The sequence below is a fragment of the Streptomyces sp. NPDC026417 genome (genome assembly GCF_055567695.1).
This window is the reverse complement of the sequence record NZ_JBVHPY010000007.1, coordinates 175323-198211: the sequence shown is the minus strand read 5'-3', so window position 1 is coordinate 198211 and position 22889 is coordinate 175323. Positions and strand designations below refer to the sequence as shown.

The following is a 22889-nucleotide window of genomic DNA, read 5'->3' as shown; positions in this document are numbered from 1 at the left end:
TCCTTAACTCGGTGGTGCGGTCGGGCGAACGGGGGTCAGACAGTGGTCTTCTCGGGCTCGGCGGTTGCCTCGCCGTCGGCAAGGGCTGCGAGGAAGCGCTCCGCATCGAGGGCCGCGGCACAACCGGTACCGGCCGCGGTGATCGCCTGGCGGTACGTGTGGTCGACGACATCGCCCGCTCCGAAGACGCCCATCAGGTTCGTCCGGGTGGAGGGAGCGGAGACCTTGAGGTACCCCTCGTCGTCCAGCTCGAGCTGACCCTTGAAGAGCTCGGTGCGCGGGTCGTGGCCGATCGCGATGAACAGGCCGGTGACGGCCAGGTCCGAGATCTCGGCCGTCTTCAGGTTCCGCAGCTTCAGACCCGAGAGCTTGGGGTCACCCTCGATCTCGGCGACTTCGCTGTCCCAGACGAACTTGATCTTCGGGTCGGCGAAGGCCCGCTCCTGCATGGCCTTGGAGGCGCGCAGGGTGTCGCGGCGGTGGACGATCGTGACCGACTTGGCGAAGCGGGAGAGGAAGGTGGCCTCCTCCATCGCGGTGTCGCCGCCACCGATCACGGCGATGTCCTGGTCCTTGAAGAAGAACCCGTCACACGTGGCGCACCACGAGACGCCGCGTCCGGAGAGGGCGTCCTCGTTGGGCAGACCGAGCTTGCGGTGCTGCGAGCCGGTGGTGACGATGACGGCCTTGGCCCGATGCACCGTGCCGGCGGTGTCCGTGACGGTCTTGATCTCACCGGTCAGGTCGACGGAGACGACATCGTCCGGAACGAGCTCGGCACCGAAGCGCTCGGCCTGGGCGCGCATGTTGTCCATGAGCTCGGGGCCCATGATCCCGTCCTGGAAGCCGGGGAAGTTCTCCACCTCGGTGGTGTTCATCAGCGCACCGCCGGCTGTGACGGCGCCCTCGAACACCAGCGGCTTCAGCGACGCGCGCGCGGTGTAGAGCGCCGCCGTGTAGCCGGCGGGCCCGGAGCCGATGATGATCACGTTACGGACGTCGCTCACGGCTTGATTCCTCGTCTCTGGAGACTGCTGCGTACTGCCGGTGGGAGCCTCGCTATGAACTCTCATCCGACCCAACGGATCCTAAGGGCCTTGCATTCCCAGTGTGTCCGGGCACACGCAGACGGCACAGGGTACGGGGGTGTGGGAGATGACGCAGTTCGAGTCCAGCCGGCATCAAGCGGCGGCATGAACAGGCGCATTGCCGCTGAGCGCCTTCCCTCGGTTGCTCAGCGGCGAGCGTACGAGCGCTTCACCAGAACCTTGGCCTGGGACGTTGACGCCGGTTCCACGCACGTGGCGTCGACGACGTAGGCCGTGACGCGGGAAGCGTCCTGTGCGTCCGGGAGGACGACCAGGTAGGCACGCGTCCCCTTGTACACGCCCTCCGAGGCGGCGAGAACGATCTCGCTGCGGTTGATGGCCTGCTCGACGCACGCCGGTACCGGCACCGCGGTCTCTTGGAGCGTCTTGGGTTCACTGCTCCCGGATCCCGAGGTGTCCGACTCAGCGCCCCACGGCTTCTTGCTACCGGTACCGGCGCCCCCGCCCGCAGCAAGAAGATCCGCTACTTGGTTCTCCAGCTTGCCGTCGGCAAAGGTGTGCGCCGCGTCGGTCTGCCTCTGGGCGGAGTTGGCAGGAGTGTCGCCGGGGTTGTCGTCGGTCAGAGACTGGATGAGGAGCGTTCCCAGACCGAGTGCGGCGGCTGTGAAGGCGGCACCGAGGGCAATCGTTCCGCGGCGACCTCGGCGCAGACGGGACACGCGGCCCGGTCCGGTGGCAGCGCGCGAGTGGCCGGCGGGGCGGGTGCCCGTGGAGACGGTGGATGTTTCACGTGAAACACGCGCACCCCCATCCTCCGGGTGCGCGGAGGGGTCGGAGGCAGCGACCGACGTGTCCGCCTGCGTGTCCGGCTCCGGCGTCGAGGCGCTCAGGAGGGCTTCTGCCGCCAGCGCCGCGTCGATCCGCTCCGCCACGTCGACGGGCATCCGGGAGGGGCCGGGCAGGGTGCCCAGCACGCTCCGGATCTCCTCCAGAGAGGCGTAGACATCGGCGCAGAGGGGGCAGTCGTCCAGATGCCCTCGGAGGTCCGCACTGCGGGAAGGGGGGAGCAGACCTTCGGTGAGGTCGGAGAGCTCCGTTACGTCCGGGTGCCCGTCCGTGCCGGTCTTGGATGTCACGCTCGCCCACCTCCGCCCTTCATCGCCGCCGAATCGTCGCTTGGGCCTGCGTCCTGTGGCCCCGCTGACGGTGGGACGGATGCCCCCAGCGTCCGGTTCCTTCCGTCGCCCGACTTCTCTCCGTCCTTCTTGCTGCCGCTGTCCGTACGGAGATGAGTGAGCAACGGCAGGAGTCTGGCTCTGCCCCGCGCGCAACGGCTCTTCACCGTGCCCGAGGGCACGTCGAGGACGCGCGCAGCCTCTGCCACGGGGTACCCCTGCATGTCCACGAGCACGAGGGCGGCTCGTTGATCGGGTGGGAGAGTGCCCAGCGCTTCGACGAGCTCGCGATGGAGGTCGTTGCGCTCGGCGGGGGCGGATGCCGACTCGTGCGGCTCCAGGAGCTGTTCGAGACGCTCGGTGTCGTCGACCGGAGACGTCTTCCTGGAGGCGGCCTTCCGGGCGCGGTCCAGACAGGCGTTCACGGTGATGCGGTGCAGCCAGGTGGTGACGGCCGACTGGCCGCGGAAGGTGTGCGCGGCGCGGTAGGCGGAGACCAGTGCGTCCTGAACCGCGTCAGCGGCCTCCTCGCGGTCTCCCAGAGTCCGCAGGGCCACGGCCCACAGGCGGTCGCGGTGTCGCCGTACGAGCTCACCGAAGGCCTCTGGATCACCCTCGACGTGGCGGGCCAGGAGGTCCTTGTCGCTCACGTCGCCGTACGCGTTCTCGGCCATCGGACCCCTCCCCTCCGTCGACGGGCTGTCAGCCGGTGAACTTCACATCCGTTATGGCCTGCTTGAAGCCGGCTCCGCTGAACTGGTCCTTGCCCGCGTAGGGCGCCGCGGTGATCCACACCAGGACGTACCGCGTCTTCGCCGCCTTGTCCGCGGAGATCTTGAGTTGCCGTCCGGACGTCGTCGCCGAGGCGATCTTCTTCATCGAGCTGAGCGAGGCGGACGACGAGAGCGAGTCCGCCGCGTAGAGCGAGACGGTCGTGCGGTTGCCACCGTAGTTCAGCCCTATCGACGCGGCGGAGAGGCTGCGCTCGGACCCGAGGTCGTAGACGATGCCCACGCCCTGCTTGAAGGGCGCGAGCACCGGACCGTCGTTGTAGGAGTAGGTGCGCCAGTACGTCGAGCTGTCACCGTCGTAGGTCAGGTCGACGTCATTGGGGTGCTGCGCCTTGCCGTCCGGGAAGTACTCCTGTGCGCCCCGGATCGAGATCGGCCTGACCGGACGGTTCTGGTCGCTGGTCTTGTCGTTGCCGTCGGTGGTCTGTGTCTTGTTGGTCTCGTTGTTCTCGCTACGGTCCATCAGGGCGTCCGCCAATTGCCAGCTGCCGAGCCCCAGCGCAGCGATGAGCAGCGCGGAGACCGCCCACTTCAGAGCCTTGCCCGTGCGGCTCTGCAGCGGCGGCGGAGGGGTCGTGACGGGCTGGGTGGCGCCCGGATGGGCTGTCTGACGGCCGTACGTGCCCTGCTGGTACGTGGTGCGCTGGTACTCGGGCGGCGCGGTGAACGCGGGCTCGGGCGGGCGGATGCGGGGCATCTCACCGATCGCCTTCACCAGCTCTTCCGGCGTCGTGCAGGCCGGCTCCTGGCGTGAGGCGGTCGCTCCGTCGTTGGCGAGTGCGCGCATCGCGAGCTCGGACAGGCCGCGGTGAACGCCCGCCCGCACCTGGTCGGGAGCGATCAGACCGACGTCCTTGGGCAGCCCGGAGAGACCGTAGGCGTCGTCCTCGTACGGCCAGCGCTGGGTGAGGGCCGCGTACAGCAGTGCGCCGATGGCCTCGGTGTCCGTGCGCTGGGGTGTGTCGGAGCTGATGCCGCGCAGGGCGGCGTTGACCGCGAGGCCGCGGATGCGCCACTGACCGGACGAGGAACGCAACACGGCACCGGGCGTCAGCCGCAGATGCGCGAGGCCCTCACGGTGCGCGGCGGCCATGGCCTGGGAGACCTGGGTGACCATCTGGTAGGCGTCGTGGACCTCCAGCGGCCCCGCGGCGAGGAGGGCCGTCAGCTCTGTGGCGTCCGGGAGCCACTCGTGCACGACGTAGACGAGGTCGTTCTCCTCGACCGCGTCCAGGACCTGGACGAAGCGTGGGTCGCCGAGCAGCGCCGAGGACCGGGCGGCGGCCAGCACGGAGCGGGCTCGTGCGTGGTCGGCGGGCAGCAGGTGCACACCCACGGCGCGGCGGAGTTTCTCGTCCACGGCACGCCAACTGCTGAAGCCGTCCAGACGAGTGACGCACTCTTCGAGACGGTAGCGTCTGGCGAGCTTGTGACCGCTGTGCAGTTCGGGAGGTGAGACCTTCCCGGGACCTTCGGTCCCGCCGCTCCCCTGTGCCTCGTCGCTCTCCGTGTCCCGCTCCAGGTTCTGGGCCACCCCGTCGGCCGTGGACTGGTCCGCCTTGGCGGTCAGCGGTTCGTCACCGCTGTTGTCTGCCACGTCGACGGCAGCCGTGCTCCGTTCCGCCACCGTCGTTCCCGCCTCCCCATTCGTTGCGCGCTGTCCGCCGCAGAAACCAATTGTGCCCACAGTCCGGTGCTATGCACGACACACAGCAGCGAACGATGGTTGTGCGCCTACCCCCGCGTCAACGCCCCAGGCGCCCGCGGACCATGCCGACCATTGAGTTGAGCTCTTCGATGCGCATCTTCCGTGCGGCGACGTAGAAGACGCCCAGGAGGATGGCGCCCCCGCCGATCAGGGCGAGGAAGGACCCGCCGACGCCCTGGCCGAGCGACTTGCTCATGCCGTAGCAGGCCGCACCGCTCAGGAGTGCCGCCGGGACCGCTGCGATGCCCAGCCGGGCGTAGGTGCGCAGGACGCGGGCGCCGTCCAGGTCGCCGCCCAGGCGCTTGCGCAGCCGGCTCCAGGCGATGCCGACGCCGATCGCGTAGGCGATTCCGTACGAGGCGGCCATGCCGACCACGGCCCAGCGGGAGGGCAGCAGGAGGAAACAGGCGGCCGAGGCGCCCGCGTTGACTGCGGCCACGATCACCGTGTTGTAGAACGGCGTCCGGGTGTCCTCGTAGGCGTAGAACGCGCGCAGCACGACGTACTGCACGGAGTACGGGATCAGGCCCAGGCCGAAGGCCATCAGCATGTAACCCATGTTGGTGGCTTCGCCGGTCCCGGAGGAACCGAAGATCAGGGTGCACATCGGGATGCCGAGTGCGACGAAGCCGAAGGCGATGGGCACGATCGCGACAGCCGTGGTGCGCAGCCCTTGCGAGATGTCGTCTCGGACGGCGCCGGTGTCGCCCTCGTTGGCGGAGCGCGCGAGCCTCGGCAGCAGGGCGGCCATCAGCGACACGGTGATGATGGCCTGCGGCAGCCCCCAGATGAGCTGGGCGTTGGCGTAGGCGGCGAAGCCGGTGCCGTCCACCGGCGAGTCCTTGCCCGCCGCGGTGGACAGCTGGGAGACCACGATCGCACCCGCCTGGTTGGCGAGGACGAAGAGCACGGTCCACTTGGCGAGCATCGCGGCCTTGCCGAGGCCGTGGCCCTTCCAGTCGAAGCGGGGACGCAGCCGGAAGCCGGTCTCCCGCAGGTACGGGATCATCGCCAGGGCCTGCACGACGAGGCCGAGCAGAACGCCGATGCCGAGCAGCCGCTCGCCCTCCGGCGGGATCGTCGTCACCTTCATGCCGGAGTTGGCCGCGGAGCCGTAGACCCAGATGAACAGGCCAAGGGTGACGATGATGACGATGTTGTTGAGGACCGGAGTCCACATCATCGCGCCGAACTTGCCGCGCGCGTTGAGGATCTGACCCATCACCACGTGGATGCCCATGAAGAAGATCGTGGGCAGGAAGTAGCGGGTGAAGGTGACGGCGACGTCGTTGGCGGCCGGGTTGTCGGCGATTCCGGCGGACAGCATGCGCACCAGCAGGGGGGCGCCGGCCACCGCAAGGACGGTGAGCGCGCCCAGGGCGACCATGACGAGCGTCAGCAGGCGGTTGGCGTACGCCTCGCCGCCGTCGCCGTCCTCCTTCATGGCGCGGACGAGCTGCGGCACGAAGACGGAGTTGAGGCCGCCGCCCACGGTGAGGATGTAGATCATCGTGGGCAGCTGGTAGGCGATCTGGAAGGTGTCGCCGAGGAGGCCGACGCCGAGCGCCGAGACGATCAGCGCGGAGCGGATGAAGCCGGTGAGCCGGGACACCATCGTGCCGGCGGCCATCACGGCACTCGACTTCAGAAGTCCCGAGGCTCGGCCGCCCTTCTTGGGCGCGGCCGCGGAGGCGGCCGCTGCGGGAGCTGGTGCCGGTGCCGGTGCATCGGGCACGTGGCGGGGGGAGGGCGCGGGCGACGGGCCCGGCACCGCCGCGGAATCCATGGGCGGGCGGGTGCCGTCCTGCTGCTGGTCCCGGAAGAGGTGTGCGAAGGCGTCGGGCTCGTGGCGTTCCTCGCCGGCCTGCGTGACCAGGTCGTCCACACCCACGAACTGGGTGGTGCGAGGGTCCTCGCCGTACGGCAGATGCCGGGTGGGGCCCGCGGGCTCCGGCGGGGGTGTCTGGGCCCACACGCGGGGATCGGGTGCGTACTGCTGCGGCTGCGGCTGCGCGTAGAGCGGCTGCTGCGGCTGGTACACGCCCGGGGGAGGCGGGGGGTGCGCGGCACGGTCGTAGAGCGCCTCGGTCACCGGGTCCTGGTCCGAGAGGTCCTGCCCCCGGTACGGGTCCTGGTCGTAGGCGTCCTGGAAGTACATGTCCGCGGGGGGCCCCGGCGGCGTCTGTCCGGGCTCGGGCGGCGGACCCTCGGGGTAGCCCGAGTCGCCCGCGCCCTGACCGCGGTCACCGTCGTACGGCGCGTTCATGGTTACCCCACCTCATCGTCCCCGGGCCCACCGGCCACGACATCGCTCAACGGTCCACTCTCTCACCCGTGCCGGACGGGTCGGTGCTTTCCGGTGCGGTGTCCGGTGTCGGGTCACTCGGGTGCTCCGGGCCGCCGGCCCCGGGTTCCGTGCCGGACTCCCCTGCCGGACGGTCCCGGGAGTCCGTGGCGTCGGTGTCCTCAGTGTCTACGGTGGCGCCGGTGTCCTCGTTCAGGGTCTCGCCCTCCGGACCGTCCTCCGGCTCCTCCTCGGCTCGCCGGGCGACCGCGCGCTTGCGCTGCGTGTACATCCGGAAGCCGGCGAGCACGAGGAGCAGGACACCGCCGGCGATGACCAGCATCACCGTGGGCGTGATCTCGTTCACGTCGACGTCGAAGGTGACCGGGTCGCCGTACGCCTGGCCGTCCTGCGTGTAGAGCTGGGCGACCACCGTGACGGGGCCGTTGGCGTTGGCGTTGGTGATGAACTTCACCGACTGGCTGTGCCCGCCGGAGACGCCGATGGGCTGCTCGTCGTAGGGGCCGTCGTTGATCTTGAGGCGAGTGGGCTGTTCCGACGTGAGGCGCAGGACGAGGTCGTCGACGCCCTGCACCAGGTTGTTCTGCACCGTCACCGGGATCGTGGCGCTGCGGCCGGAGAGCTTCGTCTCGGACTTGTCGATCAGCCGCACCTGGTCGGTGAGCTGCTGGAGATAGGTCTCCACGCCGGAGCGGAACGTCGCCGCCTCCGCGGCGCGGCCGCGCCACGAGGTGGACATGCCGCGGTCCATGGCCCGCCCGAAGGGCGTCACCACGCGGTCGGGGTTGATGAGGATGACCTCGAACCCGTCGAGCTTGCGCTGGATCTTCGCGATGTCCTCGAAGGCGGACTGCGGCAGCTCCTGGCGCGGGCTGCGCAGGGCGGAGGGGTACGAGGAGGCGGACGGGACCCGGGTCGTGGCGTTCGGGTCGGGCTTGGCCTTGGCGGCCGCTGTCAGGTCCTGGGACTGGGACCAGTTCCCGTCCTGGAGCGCCCTGACGGCCACGGCCATGGTCTGGGCCTGGCTCCCGGAGGGCATCCGCTGCGGCGCGACCACGATGCTGCGGTGCTTGTCCGGCTGCTGCAGGGTGGTCATCAGGCTCTGCGCGAGGAAGGCCTGCACGGCGCGCGTCGAGTTGTTCGCCTTGGTCATGTCGCCCTGGAAGGCCGTGGACATGCGGGCGTCCGCGACCACCGCCGTGGTGCCGCCCCCGATGGGCCGCGCCGCGTTCGGCGTGTACGAGAGACCGCTGGTCTCCCGCAGGCTGTCGCTCCGGGTGATCACCTTGTCGGCACCCGCGGAGGTGGCCACCTTTACGATCGACGGATCGATGGCGCCGTCGGCCGGCCAGGCGAAATCGGTGTTCGGGGTCACGTGCAGGACCGTCTGCACGGTGTCCGAGGCCACGTCCGTGGCGTCCTTGAGGCGGCTCAGGGAGCCGGTGACGTTCCTGCCGTTGTGGGCGAGCGACGCGAGGTCGGGGTCGGCGAAGGGAAGGGCGACGACCTCCTTGTTCTCGACGGTCTTCTCGAGTTTGTTGAGCCAGTCCTTGGCGACCTGCTGGTTCTTGCCCGCCGTCGTGGTGTCGCCCTTGCCCTGGATGCGGTAGCTGTCCCGCATGGCGTCGACGGAGGCCAGCAGGTCCGGGTCGACGACCCATGTGACGTCGAGGGTGCTGCCCAGCGAGAGGAGCTGGTCCAGACGGCCACCGGGGGAGATCTCCTTGGCCAGCTCGTCGTTCCGGAAGACCGGGGTCTGCTGCTCGTTCGAGCCGGTCTCGGCCGTGAGGTGGACTCCGGAGATCAGCGGCCAGAGGTACGTCGTCTTCGACTTCGTGTCCGCCGACTCGGGCTGCCACGGCAGGAACGTGCGCTCGATGCCGAGCACCTGGTCGTACGGCTGGGCCGCGGTCCGGCCGGAGAGCGACACCCCGAGCTGGTAGACGCCGTCGGAGCCGAGATCCAGGGACTTGACCGGCACGGCGATGCTGAAGTGCTGCGAGACGCCCGCGGTGAGCTTCGGGAACTCCTCGGCGTACTTGTCACCGACCGGTGTCCCGTCGAGCCCCGGCTGATAGCGGGTGCGCTTGCTCACGGTCTCGATCGCGGTCCGGCTGTTCAGCGTCGGACCCAGACGTAGATCCACGCGGGCGTCGGTGACCGTCTGCTTGCTCTTGTTGGTGACCGTGCCCGAGACCGTGACGGTGTCACCGTCCGTGGGCGCGCTGGGGCTGAGGGAGTCCAGGGACACATCGACCGGGCCGGACGCCGAGGCGTCGGCGGGAGCCGCGTCGGGGGCGGCCAGGGCGGCCGGAGCCGCGGGCAACTGGAGCAGACCGGCCAGCAGGGGCGCACCCACGAGCAGGGCACCGGTGCGCCGCATCCAGCGGCGGGCAGGTGAGGGAGCCATCCCCTGGAAGTCTGCCGCCTCGGCCACGCGCTCGCCCGTCCCTCGTCGTCGTCAGTGGTCGTCGGAATGTGCGTCCACGCATGGTAACGATGTGCGTGGAGGGGAAGTGCCGCGGTCTGCTCCACAAGATCGGAAGACCCGGCCGAGCTGTCCTCTATGTGCGCCTATAGGCGGCGGCGTCCTCGCTCGCTCCCTTGGAGTGAAGTGTGCACGTTTAATGGAGGCGCCCGCAGTGGTGTGGGCCACGTACCCTTTTCTGTTGTGCCGAACGCCAACGAAGAGAACCCCAGTGCCCTGAGCCAGGTGCAGCACCGCGCGGTGAGCGAACTGCTGCGGGTGTCCCCTGTCGCCGACGACCTCGCCCGCCGTTTTCAGGAGGCCGGGTTCTCCCTCGCCCTGGTCGGCGGCTCGGTCCGGGACGCGCTCCTCGGCCGGCTCGGCAACGATCTGGACTTCACGACCGACGCCCGCCCCGAGGACGTCCTGAAGATCGTGCGGCCCTGGGCGGACGCCGTGTGGGAGGTCGGGATCGCGTTCGGCACCGTCGGGGCGCAGAAGAACGCCCGCGTCGGTGACGTGGAGCAGTCCTTCGACATCGAGATCACGACGTACCGCTCGGAGGCGTACGACCGCACCTCGCGCAAGCCCGAGGTGTCCTACGGCGACTCCATCGAGCAGGACCTGGTCCGTCGCGATTTCACCGTCAACGCGATGGCCGTGGCCCTTCCGGAGAAGGAGTTCATCGATCCACACGGAGGTCTCGGTGACCTCGCGGAGCGGGTGCTGCGTACGCCCGGCACTCCGGAGGAGTCCTTCTCCGACGATCCGCTGCGGATGATGCGGGCCGCCCGTTTCGCGGCCCAGCTCGACTTCGAGGTCGCTCCCGACGTCGTCGCCGCGATGAAGGACATGGCCGGGCGCATCGAGATCGTGTCGGCCGAGCGGGTGCGGGACGAGCTGAACAAGCTGGTCCTGGCCGCGGAGCCGCGCAAGGGGCTGACGCTGCTCGTCGAGACCGGGATCGCGGATCACGTGCTGCCGGAGCTTCCCGCCCTGCGTCTGGAGCGTGACGAGCACCACCGGCACAAGGACGTCTACGAGCACACTCTGATCGTCCTGGAACAGGCGATGGCGCTCGAGGAGGACGGACCCGACCTCGTGCTCCGGCTCGCCGCTCTGCTGCACGACATCGGGAAGCCCAGGACGCGCCGCTTCGAGAAGGACGGGCGGGTCTCCTTCCACCATCACGAGGTGGTGGGCGCCAAGATGACGAAGAAGCGCATGACGGCTCTGAAGTACTCCAACGACCTGGTGAAGGACGTCTCGCGTCTGGTCGAGCTCCACCTGCGCTTTCACGGGTACGGCACCGGTGAGTGGACGGACTCCGCGGTCCGGCGCTACGTCCGCGACGCGGGACCGCTGCTGACCCGTCTGCACAAGCTGACGCGGTCCGACTGCACGACGCGCAACAAGCGCAAGGCCACGGCGCTCTCCCGTGCGTACGACGGCCTGGAGGAGCGCATCGCCCAGCTCCAGGAGCAGGAGGAGCTGGACTCCATCCGCCCGGACCTGGACGGCAACCAGATCATGGAGATCCTCGGCGTCGGTCCGGGTCCGGCGATCGGCCAGGCGTACAAGTTCCTGCTGGAGCTGCGCCTGGAGAACGGCCCCATGGGGCACGAGGCGGCCGTGGCGGCACTCAAGGAGTGGTGGGCCGCACAGGACTGAAGGATCCGGGCCGGTGCAACGAGGTCATGTTTCACGTGAAACATGACGCCGGATACGCCGAGGGGCGGTGTTTCACGTGAAACACCGCCCCTCGGCGTATGCCGACCGAGCTGTTACTTGGTCTCCTTGAGGCACAGCACGACGTTGTGGCCGCCGCCGGTCTGGACGTAGTAGATCGTCGCGGCCTTGACGCTCTCGCACTTGCTGTCGTCGCTGGTGTTGTCGAACTTCTCGACGACCTTGTACTGCGAGTCGCCCGAGGTGCAGTCGACCGTCTGGAGGTCGGGGCTCGTCTGCGTGCCGTCGTTGTGCATGCAGCTGCCGACCGACGTGGTCTCGGCGTCGCTCTGGCCGAGGTACCACTTCACCCCGTACAGGGCTATGGCGACCAGGATGAGGCCGACGATGCGCATGGCCTTCTTGCCGAAGCGCTTGGCCGGAGCCGGCGGCGGCACGGGAGCGCCGGCCTGCTGCGGGAACGGGGCGTAGGGCTGCTGCGGGGGAACCCCGGGCTGGCCGGCCTGCTGGTCCGCGGAAGCGGGCTGCTGGGCGTACGGATTCTGGCCCTGCGGCGGCGGCGAAACGGTCACTTGGGGGTCCCCCTCGAACGATGAGAGCGCGTGGCGTGAAATAAGACGCACGTAAGCTATCGGGCCGCGCGGGCAAGTCTGAAGCCGGGAGCAGCTCTGTGGCACTGATGTGACACTTACTGCTGCGCAAAACGAGACATTGCCGCTGCAACTGCCGCGTAGATAACGGCGACTGTGACCACCAGGGCAACGGACCGTCCGTCAGAAGGCAGCATGAGCGCGGCCACTGCCGCGGCACCGACGAAAGCGACGTTGAACAGCACGTCGTAAACGGAGAAGATCCGGCCACGGAAGCCGTCGTCGACGGAGAACTGCACGATGGTGTCGGTGGCGATCTTCACGCCTTGCGTGGTCAGCCCCAGGACGAAGGCAGCGGCCAGCATCGGCGCCACGGCGAACGGAAGGGCGAGCGCGGGCTCCAGGACGGCGGCGCAAGCGGCGCAGACGGCGATCCAGCGGGCCGGCCCGAGCCGTCCGGCCACCGACGGGGTCACCACGGCGGCGGCGAAGAAGCCGGCGCCGGAGACGCCCACCGCGAGACCCAGGAGGGCGAGTCCGTCATCGGAGTCGGACGTCCAGGCATACCGGCAGAGCATCAGCACCATGACCGTCAGGGCGCCGTAGCAGAAGCGCACCAGCGTCATGGCCGCGAGGGCCCAGGCCGCCTCCCTGCGCGCTGGCTGCGACAGATGGCGCATGCCCGCCGTCAGCCCGCGCGCGGTGTCGATGAGCGTGGCCCACAGCCGTGGGTGAGCAGCATGCCGGTCGGGCCCGAGGAGATCCGGGGGGATGCGCAGCGCAGCCAGGGCCGCGCACAGGTATACGGCGGCCGCCAGGAGGACCACCACGGCGTTGGAGTCCACGGTCGACAGGCGTACGCCGAGGGCGACGGCGCCTCCCGCGGTCGCGGCCAGCGTCCCCGCCGTGGGGGACAACGAGTTGGCGATGACGAGCCGTTCGGGGTCGACGACCCTCGGCAGGGATGCCGACAGACCCGCCAGGACGAACCGGTTGACGGCCGTGACGCACAACGCGGACGCATAGAAGAGCCAGTCCGGGACGGGGCTGAGGATCAGGACGGCCGTCACGCAGGCCAGGAACGCCCGCAGCAGGTTGCCGTGGAGGAAGACCTGGCGACGGCGCCAGCGGTCCAGGAGGACGCCGGCGAAGGGGCCGACGAGGGAGTACGGCAGGAGCAGTACCGCCATGGCCGAGGCGATGGCGGCGGCCGAGGTCTGCTTCTCCGGTGTGAAGACGACGTACGTGGCGAGTGCGACCTGGTAGACGCCGTCGGCGCCCTGCGACAGCAGTCGAACGCCGAGCAGGCGTCTGAACCCCCGGAAGCGCAGGAGCACCCGCAGGTCACGCACGACGGACATGGGGCCCAGCCTCACATACGAGGAAGGTCCCCGGGCGGACGACCCGGGGACCCTCTACTGGCTCGCGAAACGGGCGCTCTAGCGCTCGACCTCGCCCTTGATGAACTTCTCGACGTTGGCGTACGCCTCGTCGTCGAAGTACTGGACCGGCGGGGACTTCATGAAGTAGCTCGACGCGGAGAGGATCGGGCCGCCGATGCCGCGGTCCTTGGCGATCTTCGCGGCACGCAGGGCGTCGATGATGACACCCGCGGAGTTCGGGGAGTCCCAGACCTCGAGCTTGTACTCCAGGTTCAGCGGAACGTCGCCGAAGGCACGGCCCTCGAGGCGGACGTACGCCCACTTGCGGTCGTCCAGCCAGGCCACGTAGTCCGAGGGACCGATGTGGACGTTCTTGGCGCCCATGTCACGGTCGGGGATCTGCGAGGTGACGGCCTGCGTCTTCGAGATCTTCTTCGACTCGAGGCGGTCGCGCTCCAGCATGTTCTTGAAGTCCATGTTGCCGCCGACGTTGAGCTGCATGGTGCGCTCGAGACGGACACCGCGGTCCTCGAACAGCTTCGCCATCACGCGGTGCGTGATGGTGGCGCCGACCTGCGACTTGATGTCGTCACCGACGATCGGGACACCCGCCTCGGTGAACTTGTCGGCCCACTCCTTGGTGCCGGCGATGAAGACCGGAAGGGCGTTCACGAACGCGACCTTGGCGTCGATGGCGCACTGGGCGTAGAACTTCGCCGCGTCCTCGGAACCGACGGGCAGGTAGCAGACGAGGACGTCGACCTGCTTGTCCTTGAGGATCTGGACCACGTCGACCGGGGCCTCGGCGGACTCCTCGATGGTCTCCCGGTAGTACTTGCCGAGACCGTCGAGGGTGTGGCCGCGCTGGACCGTGACGCCCTTGTTCGGGACGTCGCAGATCTTGATGGTGTTGTTCTCGCTGGCGCCGATGGCGTCCGAGAGGTCGAGGCCGACCTTCTTGGCGTCGACGTCGAAGGCGGCGACGAACTCGACGTCACCGACGTGGTAGTCGCCGAACTGAACGTGCATCAGGCCCGGCACCTTGGACGCCGGGTCGGCGTCCTTGTAGTACTCGACGCCCTGGACCAGCGACGCGGCGCAGTTGCCCACGCCGACGATGGCTACGCGAACCGAACCCATTCCGGTTGCTCCCTGTGTGTGCTCGGTGAAACCCCGAATGGGTCTCACGTGGTGGTGTCGTCGGACGGATCCGGCCGGGAGCTGTCCCGGTGCCGGGGCAGGCCGCCCGTCTCTCCAGATGTGCTGTCCTGATGAGCGGAGCCTTCGCCGGAACGCTTCTGGTCCCGTCCGGCCCGCTCGCTCTCGATGAGCTCGTTCAGCCAGCGCACTTCGCGCTCCACGGACTCCATGCCATGGCGCTGAAGCTCGAGGGTGTAGTCGTCGAGGCGCTCCCGGGTGCGCGCCAGTGAGGCGCGCATCTTCTCCAGGCGCTCCTCGAGCCGACTGCGGCGGCCCTCCAGTACGCGCATGCGTACGTCGCGCGACGTCTGTCCGAAGAACGCGAAGCGAGCGGCGAAGTGCTCGTCCTCGTACGCGTCGGGACCCGTCTGCGCGAGCAGCTCCTCGAAGTGCTCCTTACCTTCCGCCGTCAATCGGTAGACGATCTTGGCGCGACGCCCTGCGAGCGAGGTGGCGAGGGCGTCTTCGGGTGTGGACCCCGGTTCCTCGATCAACCAGCCGTTGGCGACCAGCGTCTTGAGGCAGGGGTAGAGCGTTCCGTAACTGAACGCACGGAACACACCCAGTGACGTATTGAGACGTTTGCGCAGCTCGTAGCCGTGCATCGGAGACTCGCGGAGCAGGCCGAGAACGGCGAACTCGAGGATGCCGGATCGCCGGCTCATGAGCGCCTCCTCCCTGTCGCTGTCACGTCGGCACGGCCATTATGCCGGGCTGATGTATCGACTCGATACATCAGCACGATAGAACGCCCCTACGGATGCGACAAGAGGGGGGAGAGTGAACGGCGTCACATCACTGATTCGTAGGAAGTGACTTGCCTGATTTGGGGTGAACTTCGGCCCTAGGTGGGTTTTGACGGTGCGTAGTCTGTGCGCCATGCAGACCACCGGGAACCGAGTGACGCCTGGGGACGTCCCTGTCCCCGGTGCAGTACGGGTGAATGCGATGACGACCGCATCCGTACTTCGGGGGGACCGGAAACCAGCCGCCGTTTCCAGGCGCGCAAAGGTGCGCCTGCCCGAGGAGTAATCGTTCGATGAGCGAGCACCGTCGCAAACCGCCGCAGCCGCAAGGCGGCGGACGTGCCGCGGCCCGACGCGGCCAGCCCGGCCCGTCCTCCGGCCGCCGTGCCGCACCGCGAGGCGCCACCGGGTCACCTTCCGATGCCTACGGCTCGGGAGGCGAGGAGCGCCCGTACGGGAGCCGTGCCGAGGCCCGCCGGGCGGCACAGAGGAACAGTGGGGGCGGCCGGCGCAGAGCGGCCGACGGCGCGGGCTCCGGTGGGCCCGGAGGGGGCGGCGCACGGCGCGGTGGTCCCGGAGGACCCGGTGGGCCGGGGCGCGGCCGAGGCCGCCCGGTACCCGCCAAGAGACGCTTCATCGACTACCCCCGTGCGGGCAGGTACGGCGCGGCGCGCTGGGTGCCCTCATGGAGGCTGGTCACGGGGCTGTTCATCGGCTTCTTCGGCAGTCTGGTGGCGGTCGCGGGTGTCGCGTACGCCCTGGTGAGCGTGCCCGACGTGGCCAAGACCGCGAAGGCCCAGAACAACGTGTACTACTGGTCCGACGGCAGCCAGATGGTCGCGACCGGCGGTGAGACGAACCGCCAGATCATCGGGTACGACAAGATCCCCAAGTCGATGCGCTTCGCCGTCATGTCCGCCGAGAACAAGACGTTCGAGTCGGACAGCGGTGTCGACCCGATGGGCATCGCGCGCGCCTTCGTCAACATGGCCAAGGGCGGCCAGACGCAGGGTGGCTCCACCATCACCCAGCAGTACGTGAAGAACGCGATGCTGGACGACCAGTCGCAGACGATCTCCCGGAAGTTCAAGGAGCTGTTCGTCTCCATAAAGGTCGGCGCCTCGATGGAGAAGCCCGACATCATGGCCGGCTACCTGAACTCGGCGTACTACGGGCGCAACGCCTACGGGATCCAGGCTGCCGCGCGTGCGTACTTCGACAAGGACGCCCAGCGCCTGGACGAGAGCGAGTGCGCCTTCCTCGCCGCGGTGCTGAAGGGCGCCACCTACTACGACCCGGCCGGCGCCGAGTCCATCGATCCCGCCGCCACCCCTCAGGCCAACCGCAAGCGCGCCGAGGCGCGGTGGCGGTGGATCCTCGAGGAGGAGGTCAAGGACGGGCGCCTCTCGGCGGCGAAGAAGGCGACGTTCAAGTCTTTCCCCAAGATCATCAGCCCGCGGTCGAACGCCCAGCTGAGCGGCCAGGTCGGCTACCTCGTCGACCTGGCGAAGGCATACCTGATCAACAATTCCGAGAAGACCGGGATCACGGCCAACAAGCTCCAGCAGGGCGGCTACGAGATCCACACGACCTTCGACAAGAACAAGGTCAAGGCTCTCGAGAAGGCCGTGAAGGACGTCCGCAAGAAGAACATCAAGCCCAAGCTGCGCCCGGACAAGGACAAGTACGTCCAGTTCGGTGGGGCCTCCGTCGATCCCGACTCGGGTGCGATCAAGGCCATCTACGGCGGTGAGGACGCGACCAAGCACTTCACCAACAACGCCGACCAGACCGGCGCCCAGGTGGGTTCGACGTTCAAGCCGTTCGTGCTCGCAGCCGCCATGTCGTGGGGTGTCCGGAACCCGGACGGCGACGTCGAGCAGGCGCAGGACGAGCGCACGGTGGTCTCGCCGAAGAGCCTGTACAGCGGCAGGAACAAGCTGAAGATCGAGGAGTACGACCGCTCCATCTGGACGGACAAGAACGGCAACGAGTGGCTGCAGAAGAACGACGGCAATGAGTCGTACAACCCGCCGAGCTACAACATCGACCTCCGCGAGGCGATGAGGGTCTCGGCGAACTCCGCCTACGTTCAGCTCGGCATGGACGTCGGTCTGGACAAGGTCAGGGAAGCCGCCATGGACGCGGGCATCCTGAAGACCAGCCTGGCCAGCGCCAACTTCCCGTCGTTCTCGATCGGCACCTCCGACCCGAGCGCGATCCGGATGGCCGGCGCGTACGGCACGTTCGCCGACAGCGGGAAGCAGCACGACCCGTACTCGGTCGAGAAGGTCACCGACGAGACCGGCACGGTCTTCCAGCACGAGAACAAGGCCAAGCAGGCCTTCACCTCGGCGGTCGCGGACAACGTGACCGACGTGCTGAGGACCGTGGTGGACAAGGGAACGGGTACCGCCGCGCAGCTCACCGGCCGCCCGGTGGCCGGCAAGACCGGTACCACCGACGGCAACAAGTCCGCCTGGTTCGTCGGCTACACCCCGCAGCTCTCCACGGCGATCACGATGTACCGGATGGACGACAACGAGAGCAGCAAGAAGCGCGAGTTCCTGGAGATGTACGGAACGGGTGGCCAGGAGAAGATCCACGGCGCCTCGTTCCCGGCCGAGATCTGGCACGACTACATGGAACAGGCGCTGAAGAAGGAGCCGGTCAAGAACTTCCCCACGCCCGAGGACATCGGCACGATCGTCAATGACGTACCGAGCCCGAGCGTGACCCCCTCGGCGACCGAAAGTCAGCAGGCGAGCCCCACGCCGAGCCCGACGCCCAGCAAGACCCGGCCCTCACCCTCGCCGACGCCCAGCGAGACCTGCGGCAAGTGGGACTGGAACTGCAACAACAACGGCGGCACCGACACGGGTGGTACCGACACCGGTGGCACGGACGGTGGCGTCACGTCGTCTCCCACGGAGACCAGCGGCACCGGGAACACGCGAGGCAACGGCAATGGGGGCCTCTTCGGCGGACCCGGCGGGTAGCAGTAGCCCCTCGACCGAGGTGTGTTTCACGTGAAACAGGGGCCGCCGCACCGAACAGGTGCGGCGGCCCTCGGCGTATTCCCCCGGACACGTACGGCAGGATGTGCGGCATGCCCAGTGCAGAAACGACGCGAGAGAGCGTGCACGAGCCGGAACCGGTACACCCGACCAGGGAGGACGAGGTCGCCGCGCACGGCAGTGAGCTGTTCGGCGGCCCCCTCGGGCGACGAGCGCTGCTGGGGACGTCCTGGTGGACCCCGGTGCGGATCGTCGCGCTGCTCGCGATCGGCATGTTCGCCCTCGGCATGGTGCAGAAGCTGCCCTGCTACGACGGCGCGTGGTTCTTCGGTGCCAGCTCCCAGTACACGCACGCGTGCTACTCGGACATCCCGCACCTGTACCAGGGACGCGGCTTCGCCGACGGGCTCGTGCCCTACTTCGACAAGCTCAACGGCGACATGGACTACCTGGAGTACCCGGTGCTCACCGGCGTCTTCATGGAGGTCGCCTCCTGGCTCACTCCCGGCAGCGGCAGCATCCAGGACCAGGAGCAGTTCTACTGGATGGTCAACTCCGGGATGCTGATGGTGTGCGCGGCGGTCATCGCCGTGTGCGTCGCGCGCACCCACGCGCGTCGCCCCTGGGACGGCCTGCTGGTCGCCCTCGCGCCCGCCTTCGCCCTGACCGCCACCATCAACTGGGACCTGCTGGCCGTCGCTCTCACGGCCGCAGCCATGCTGATGTGGTCCCGGGGCCGGTCTCTCGCCTTCGGTGTCCTGCTGGGGCTGGCGACGGCCGCCAAGCTCTATCCCGTCCTGCTTCTCGGGCCGCTGCTGATGCTGTGCTGGCGGGCCGGCAGGTGGCGCGAGTTCCGGGCCGCGGTCGGCGGCGCCGTGGTGGCCTGGCTGGCCGTGAACCTTCCGGTGATGCTCTTCGCCTTCGAGGGCTGGTCGAAGTTCTACACGTTCAGCCAGGAGCGGGGCGTCGACTTCGGCTCCTTCTGGCTGATCCTGTCCCAGCGCTGGCAGAGCACCCTTCTCACCACGGACAACATCAACACGTTCGCCACCGCACTGATGCTGCTGGCGTGCGTGGGCATCGCCGTGCTCACGGTGACCGCCCCCCGCCGTCCGCGGTTCGCCCAGCTCGCATTCCTGATCGTCGCGGCCTTCATCCTCACGAACAAGGTCTACTCACCGCAGTACGTGCTGTGGCTGGTCCCCCTCGCCGCGCTGGCCCGGCCGCGCTGGCGGGACTTCCTCATCTGGCAGGCCTGCGAGGTCGCGTACTTCCTGGGGATCTGGATGTACCTCGCGTACACCACCAGCGGAGACGCCCACAAGGGTCTGCCCACCGAGGGCTACCAGACGGCCATCGCGGTCCACCTTCTGGGAACGCTGTACCTCTGTGCCGTGGTGGTGCGCGACATCTTCATGCCGGAGCGGGATCCGGTACGTCGGTCCGGCGACGACGACCCTTCGGGTGGTGTGCTGGACGGCGCGGAGGACGTGTTCGTTCTCGGAGCGGCGGCCCATCCACCCCGGCACGCGGCCCACTTCGAGGGATCCCAGGTCGAATGGGGGGCACGGAGCTCTCCCGCGGGAGACCGTTCGCTCTGAGCGAACAGCTTGGAGAGTGCCCACGCGAAAGGCCGTACACGGACTCCGTGTACGGCCTTTCGTACGGCACGGCCGGGCAGGCGACCCGGCGCTCCGGTGGGTCAGCGGTCGACGATCCGGTCGAACTGCGTCGTGGTGTGCCGCAGATGGGCCACCAGTTCCTCGCCCACCTGCGGCTCGGGGGCGTCCGACGGCACGAACAGGATCGAGACCTGCATGTGGGGCGGTTCCGCGAACCAGCGCTGCTTGCCGCTCCACACGAACGGAGAGAGGTTGCGGTTGACCGTCGCGAGGCCCGCGCGGGCGACGCCCTTGGCGCGCGGCATGACGCCGTGCAGGGCCTTCGGGGCCTCCAGGCCCACCCCGTGCGACGTACCGCCCGCCACGACGACCAGGTAGCCGTCGGAGGCGGCCTTCTGCTGCCGGTAGCCGAAGCGGTCGCCCTTGGACACGCGGGTGACGTCCAGGACGGCGCCGCGGTACTCGGTCGCCTCGTGGTCCCCCAGCCAGAGCCGCGTACCGATGCGGGCGCGGAAGTGGGTCTGCGGGAACTGCTGCTGCAGGCGGGCGAGTTCCTCGGCCTTGAGGTGGCTGACGAACATGGTGTGCAGCGGCAGGCGGGCCGCGCGCAGGCGGTCCATCCAGCCGATGACCTCCTCGACGGCGTCCGAGCCGTCGGTGCGGTCCAGCGGCAGGTGGAGCGCGAAGCCCTCCAGCCGCACGTTCTCTATGGCGGAGTGCAGGTGGGGCAGATCCTGTTCGCTGACACCGTGCCGCTTCATGGAGGACATGACCTCGATGACGACACGGGCGCCCACGAGGCCGTACACGCCGTCTATCGACGATACGGAGCGGATGACACGGTCGGGCAGCGGTACGGGCTCCTCGCCCCTCCTGAACGGCGTCAGCACCAGCAGATCGCCACCGAACCAGTCCTTGATCCGGGCGGCCTCGTACGTGGTGCCGACGGCGAGGACGTCCGAGCCGAGGCGGGTGGCCTCGTCGGCGAGCCGCTCGTGGCCGAAGCCGTAGCCGTTGCCCTTGCAGACGGGGACGAGCCCCGGGAACTGCTCCTGCACGTGCTTGTGGTGTGCCCGCCAGCGCGCGGTGTCGACGTAGAGCGTGAGCGCCATGGCCGGTCCCGGAACCTTTCTTCGTGGCTGCGGTGAATCAGAGGTATGAAAGGAAAGTGTGGCGGATCCGCCGGGCCTTTGCGGCGATACCGCGCCGGGCAGGCGGACCGACCGGGTCAGCGGCGCGACATGTAGATGTCGAGAGCCTTGTGGAGCAGCTTGTTCAGCGGGAAGTCCCACTCGCCGAGGTACTCCGCGGCCTGGCCACCCGTGCCCACCTTGAACTGGATCAGGCCGAAGAGGTGGTCCGTCTCGTCCAGCGAGTCGGAGATGCCGCGCAGGTCGTACACCGTCGCGCCGAGGGCGTAGGAGTCGCGCAGCATCCGCCACTGCATCGCGTTCGAGGGCCGGTGCTCGCGGCCGATGTTGTCCGATGCGCCGTAGGAGTACCAGACATGGCCGCCGACGACGAGCATGGTTGCCGCGGACAGGTTCACCCCGTTGTGCCGGGCGAAGTAGAGCCGCATGCGGTTGGGGTCCTCGGTGTTGAGAGCCGTCCACATGCGCTGGAAGTACGAGAGCGGCCGGGGCCGGAAGTGGTCGCGCACGGCGGTGATCTCGTACAGCCGCTGCCACTCCTCCAAGTCCTGGTAACCGCCCTGGACGACCTCGACGCCCGCCTTCTCGGCCTTCTTGATGTTGCGGCGCCACAGCTGGTTGAAGTTCTTGTGGACCTCTTCCAGGGACCGGTTCGCCAGCGGCACCTGGAAGACGTAGCGGGGCTGGACGTCGCCGAAGCCGGCGCCGCCGTCCTCGCCCTGCTGCCAGCCCATGCGGCGCAGCTTGTCGGCCACCTCGAAGGCACGGGGCTCGATGAAGTCCGCCTCGATGTCCCGAAGCCGCTTCACGTCGGGGTTCTGGATGCCGCCCTTGATGGACGTGGCCTCCCAGCGCCGGATGATCACCGGCGGGCCCATCTTCACGGAGAAGGCGCCCTGCTGCTTGAGGTGCGCCAGCATCGGCTGCAGCCAGTCGTCGAGGTTCGGTGCGAACCAGTTGATGACCGGGCCCTCGGGCAGGTAGGCGAGGTAACGCTTGATCTTCGGCAGCTGGCGGTACAGCACCAGACCCGCGCCGACCATCTCGCCGGTCCTGTCGTCGAACCATCCGAGGTTCTCGGAGCGCCACTCCGCCTTGACATCTGCCCAGGCGGGGACCTGCATGTGGCTGGCCGAGGGCAGGCTCTGGATGTATGCCAGATGCTGCTCTCGGCTGATGGTCCTCAGGGTCAGGCTCATTCGGGGCGCTCCTCGGCTGGTCTGTCCCCATGGGTACAGGGGCTCCGGCTCTCGCGCCGAAGCCTACTGCGCCCTGCGAGCGCCCCGATTGGCCGTATGCAACCTCGCCACCGGCCGGCGGGCCGGCGGGGTGCCGAGGGGTGTCGTCCGGGCTGTGCGGCCGGCCGCCCGTCAGCCGGCCGTCTGCCCGGTGCCGAGTGGGCGGCCGGTCAGCTGATGACGCCTCCGAAGAGGCCTCCGTGCGCCATGCCGAGGAAGAAGCCGAAGGCCGAGGCGCCGAGGCCGAGGATCAGTCCGAAGCGTTCTCGCGTGGTCTCGGAGATGAACTGGCCGTAGGCCCCGGTGGCGATGCCGATCAGGCCTGCCCAGGAGCTGATGAGGTGGAGGTTGTGGAACATCGCGGTCACGAAGGCGACGACGCCGAGGACGGCGGTCACCCACAACAGCGTGTCCTGGAGGGGGTGGGGCTTGCCGTCGGTCGCGAACAGGGAACCGCCGATGTTGGGTCGCATTGTCTGTGCCATGGGGCACCTCCTGCGGAAGGTGGCGCATCGTAGCGCCATTCACACCCGATGTGTACAGACTGACGGTCTCCCCGGTCGGATTTCAACCGGAAGCCACCCTGCGGGTACTCTGTACTCTCCGCACCGGTGTCTGCCCAGGCTCCGGCCGAGTCACGACAGGGACTACCGCTCGGATCTCCGATCGCGAAACCCGTTGTCAGTGGCGGCCGATACCGTTGCTCACGCATAACAACCCTCCTGCCACGGAACGACCGTGGCCGCTGAGTCCAAAGGA

The 22889-nt window shown here is 68.6% G+C and carries 16 protein-coding genes; 3 read left to right on the top strand and 13 right to left on the bottom strand.

Annotated features, from left to right (window positions below; translation table 11 throughout):
- Positions 1-35: 35 nt before the first annotated feature.
- The 6 genes from trxB to ACZ4NT_RS13820 all read right to left on the bottom strand — a co-directional run bounded on the left by trxB (position 36) and on the right by ACZ4NT_RS13820 (position 9465).
- Complete coding sequence (trxB, locus tag ACZ4NT_RS13845; protein WP_467725338.1) at positions 36-1007, bottom strand: thioredoxin-disulfide reductase; 972 nt, start codon at positions 1005-1007, stop codon at positions 36-38.
- Between the two features lie 227 nt (positions 1008-1234).
- Positions 1235-2185 (bottom strand): hypothetical protein, encoded by a 951-nt coding sequence (locus ACZ4NT_RS13840; protein ID WP_467725336.1) that lies wholly within the window; start codon positions 2183-2185, stop codon positions 1235-1237.
- On the bottom strand, positions 2182-2898 hold the full coding sequence (gene sigM, locus ACZ4NT_RS13835) for an RNA polymerase sigma factor SigM (RefSeq protein ID WP_121404993.1): 717 nt from the start codon (positions 2896-2898) through the stop codon (positions 2182-2184). The genes ACZ4NT_RS13840 and sigM overlap by 4 nt, the downstream gene beginning before the upstream one ends.
- Positions 2899-2926: 28 nt before the next feature.
- Positions 2927-4642, bottom strand: coding sequence for a protein kinase family protein (locus tag ACZ4NT_RS13830; RefSeq protein ID WP_121404992.1), 1716 nt, complete (start codon positions 4640-4642; stop codon positions 2927-2929).
- A 118-nt stretch (positions 4643-4760) separates the two neighbouring features.
- A complete protein-coding gene (murJ, locus tag ACZ4NT_RS13825) occupies positions 4761-6989 on the bottom strand; it encodes a murein biosynthesis integral membrane protein MurJ (RefSeq protein WP_121404991.1) in 2229 nt (742 codons plus the stop codon).
- Positions 6990-7035: 46 nt separating this feature from the next.
- The gene (locus ACZ4NT_RS13820; RefSeq protein WP_467725333.1) at positions 7036-9465 is read right to left on the bottom strand and encodes a DUF6049 family protein; all 2430 of its coding nucleotides are present in this window, start codon (positions 9463-9465) and stop codon (positions 7036-7038) included.
- Positions 9466-9699: 234 nt separating this feature from the next.
- On the opposite strand from ACZ4NT_RS13820, the gene ACZ4NT_RS13815 reads away from it, so the two are divergent.
- A complete protein-coding gene (locus ACZ4NT_RS13815) occupies positions 9700-11166 on the top strand; it encodes a CCA tRNA nucleotidyltransferase (RefSeq protein ID WP_467725331.1) in 1467 nt (488 codons plus the stop codon).
- A gap of 113 nt (positions 11167-11279) precedes the next feature.
- On the opposite strand, the gene ACZ4NT_RS13810 is transcribed toward ACZ4NT_RS13815, so the two are convergent.
- The 4 genes from ACZ4NT_RS13810 to ACZ4NT_RS13795 all read right to left on the bottom strand — a co-directional run bounded on the left by ACZ4NT_RS13810 (position 11280) and on the right by ACZ4NT_RS13795 (position 15021).
- A complete protein-coding gene (locus ACZ4NT_RS13810) occupies positions 11280-11756 on the bottom strand; it encodes an LppU/SCO3897 family protein (RefSeq protein ID WP_121404988.1) in 477 nt (158 codons plus the stop codon).
- Positions 11757-11872: 116 nt separating this feature from the next.
- The gene (locus ACZ4NT_RS13805) at positions 11873-13135 is read right to left on the bottom strand and encodes an MFS transporter (RefSeq protein ID WP_121404987.1); all 1263 of its coding nucleotides are present in this window, start codon (positions 13133-13135) and stop codon (positions 11873-11875) included.
- 78 nt (positions 13136-13213) lie between these two features.
- Positions 13214-14296, bottom strand: a complete 1083-nt coding sequence (locus ACZ4NT_RS13800) for an inositol-3-phosphate synthase (RefSeq protein ID WP_121404986.1) — start codon at positions 14294-14296, stop codon at positions 13214-13216.
- 44 nt (positions 14297-14340) lie between these two features.
- Positions 14341-15021: a helix-turn-helix transcriptional regulator gene (locus ACZ4NT_RS13795; protein WP_121404985.1), complete on the bottom strand. Its 681-nt coding sequence runs from the start codon at positions 15019-15021 to the stop codon at positions 14341-14343.
- 374 nt (positions 15022-15395) lie between these two features.
- Between ACZ4NT_RS13795 and ACZ4NT_RS13790 the strand changes: the two genes are divergently transcribed.
- Both ACZ4NT_RS13790 and ACZ4NT_RS13785 read left to right on the top strand, forming a co-directional pair.
- Positions 15396-18101, top strand: a complete 2706-nt coding sequence (locus tag ACZ4NT_RS13790; RefSeq protein WP_467725330.1) for a transglycosylase domain-containing protein — start codon at positions 15396-15398, stop codon at positions 18099-18101.
- 110 nt (positions 18102-18211) lie between these two features.
- The gene (locus ACZ4NT_RS13785) at positions 18212-19720 is read left to right on the top strand and encodes a glycosyltransferase family 87 protein (RefSeq protein WP_467725328.1); all 1509 of its coding nucleotides are present in this window, start codon (positions 18212-18214) and stop codon (positions 19718-19720) included.
- A 101-nt stretch (positions 19721-19821) separates the two neighbouring features.
- Here ACZ4NT_RS13785 and ACZ4NT_RS13780 read toward each other — a convergent pair whose 3' ends face one another.
- The 3 genes from ACZ4NT_RS13780 to ACZ4NT_RS13770 form a co-directional block, all read right to left on the bottom strand.
- Positions 19822-20853, bottom strand: a complete 1032-nt coding sequence (locus ACZ4NT_RS13780; RefSeq protein ID WP_121404982.1) for an alanine racemase — start codon at positions 20851-20853, stop codon at positions 19822-19824.
- Between the two features lie 116 nt (positions 20854-20969).
- Positions 20970-22091, bottom strand: a complete 1122-nt coding sequence (gene femX / locus ACZ4NT_RS13775) for a peptidoglycan bridge formation glycyltransferase FemX (protein ID WP_121404981.1) — start codon at positions 22089-22091, stop codon at positions 20970-20972.
- A 209-nt stretch (positions 22092-22300) separates the two neighbouring features.
- Positions 22301-22615: a hypothetical protein gene (locus ACZ4NT_RS13770; protein WP_121404980.1), complete on the bottom strand. Its 315-nt coding sequence runs from the start codon at positions 22613-22615 to the stop codon at positions 22301-22303.
- Positions 22616-22889 lie beyond the last annotated feature (274 nt).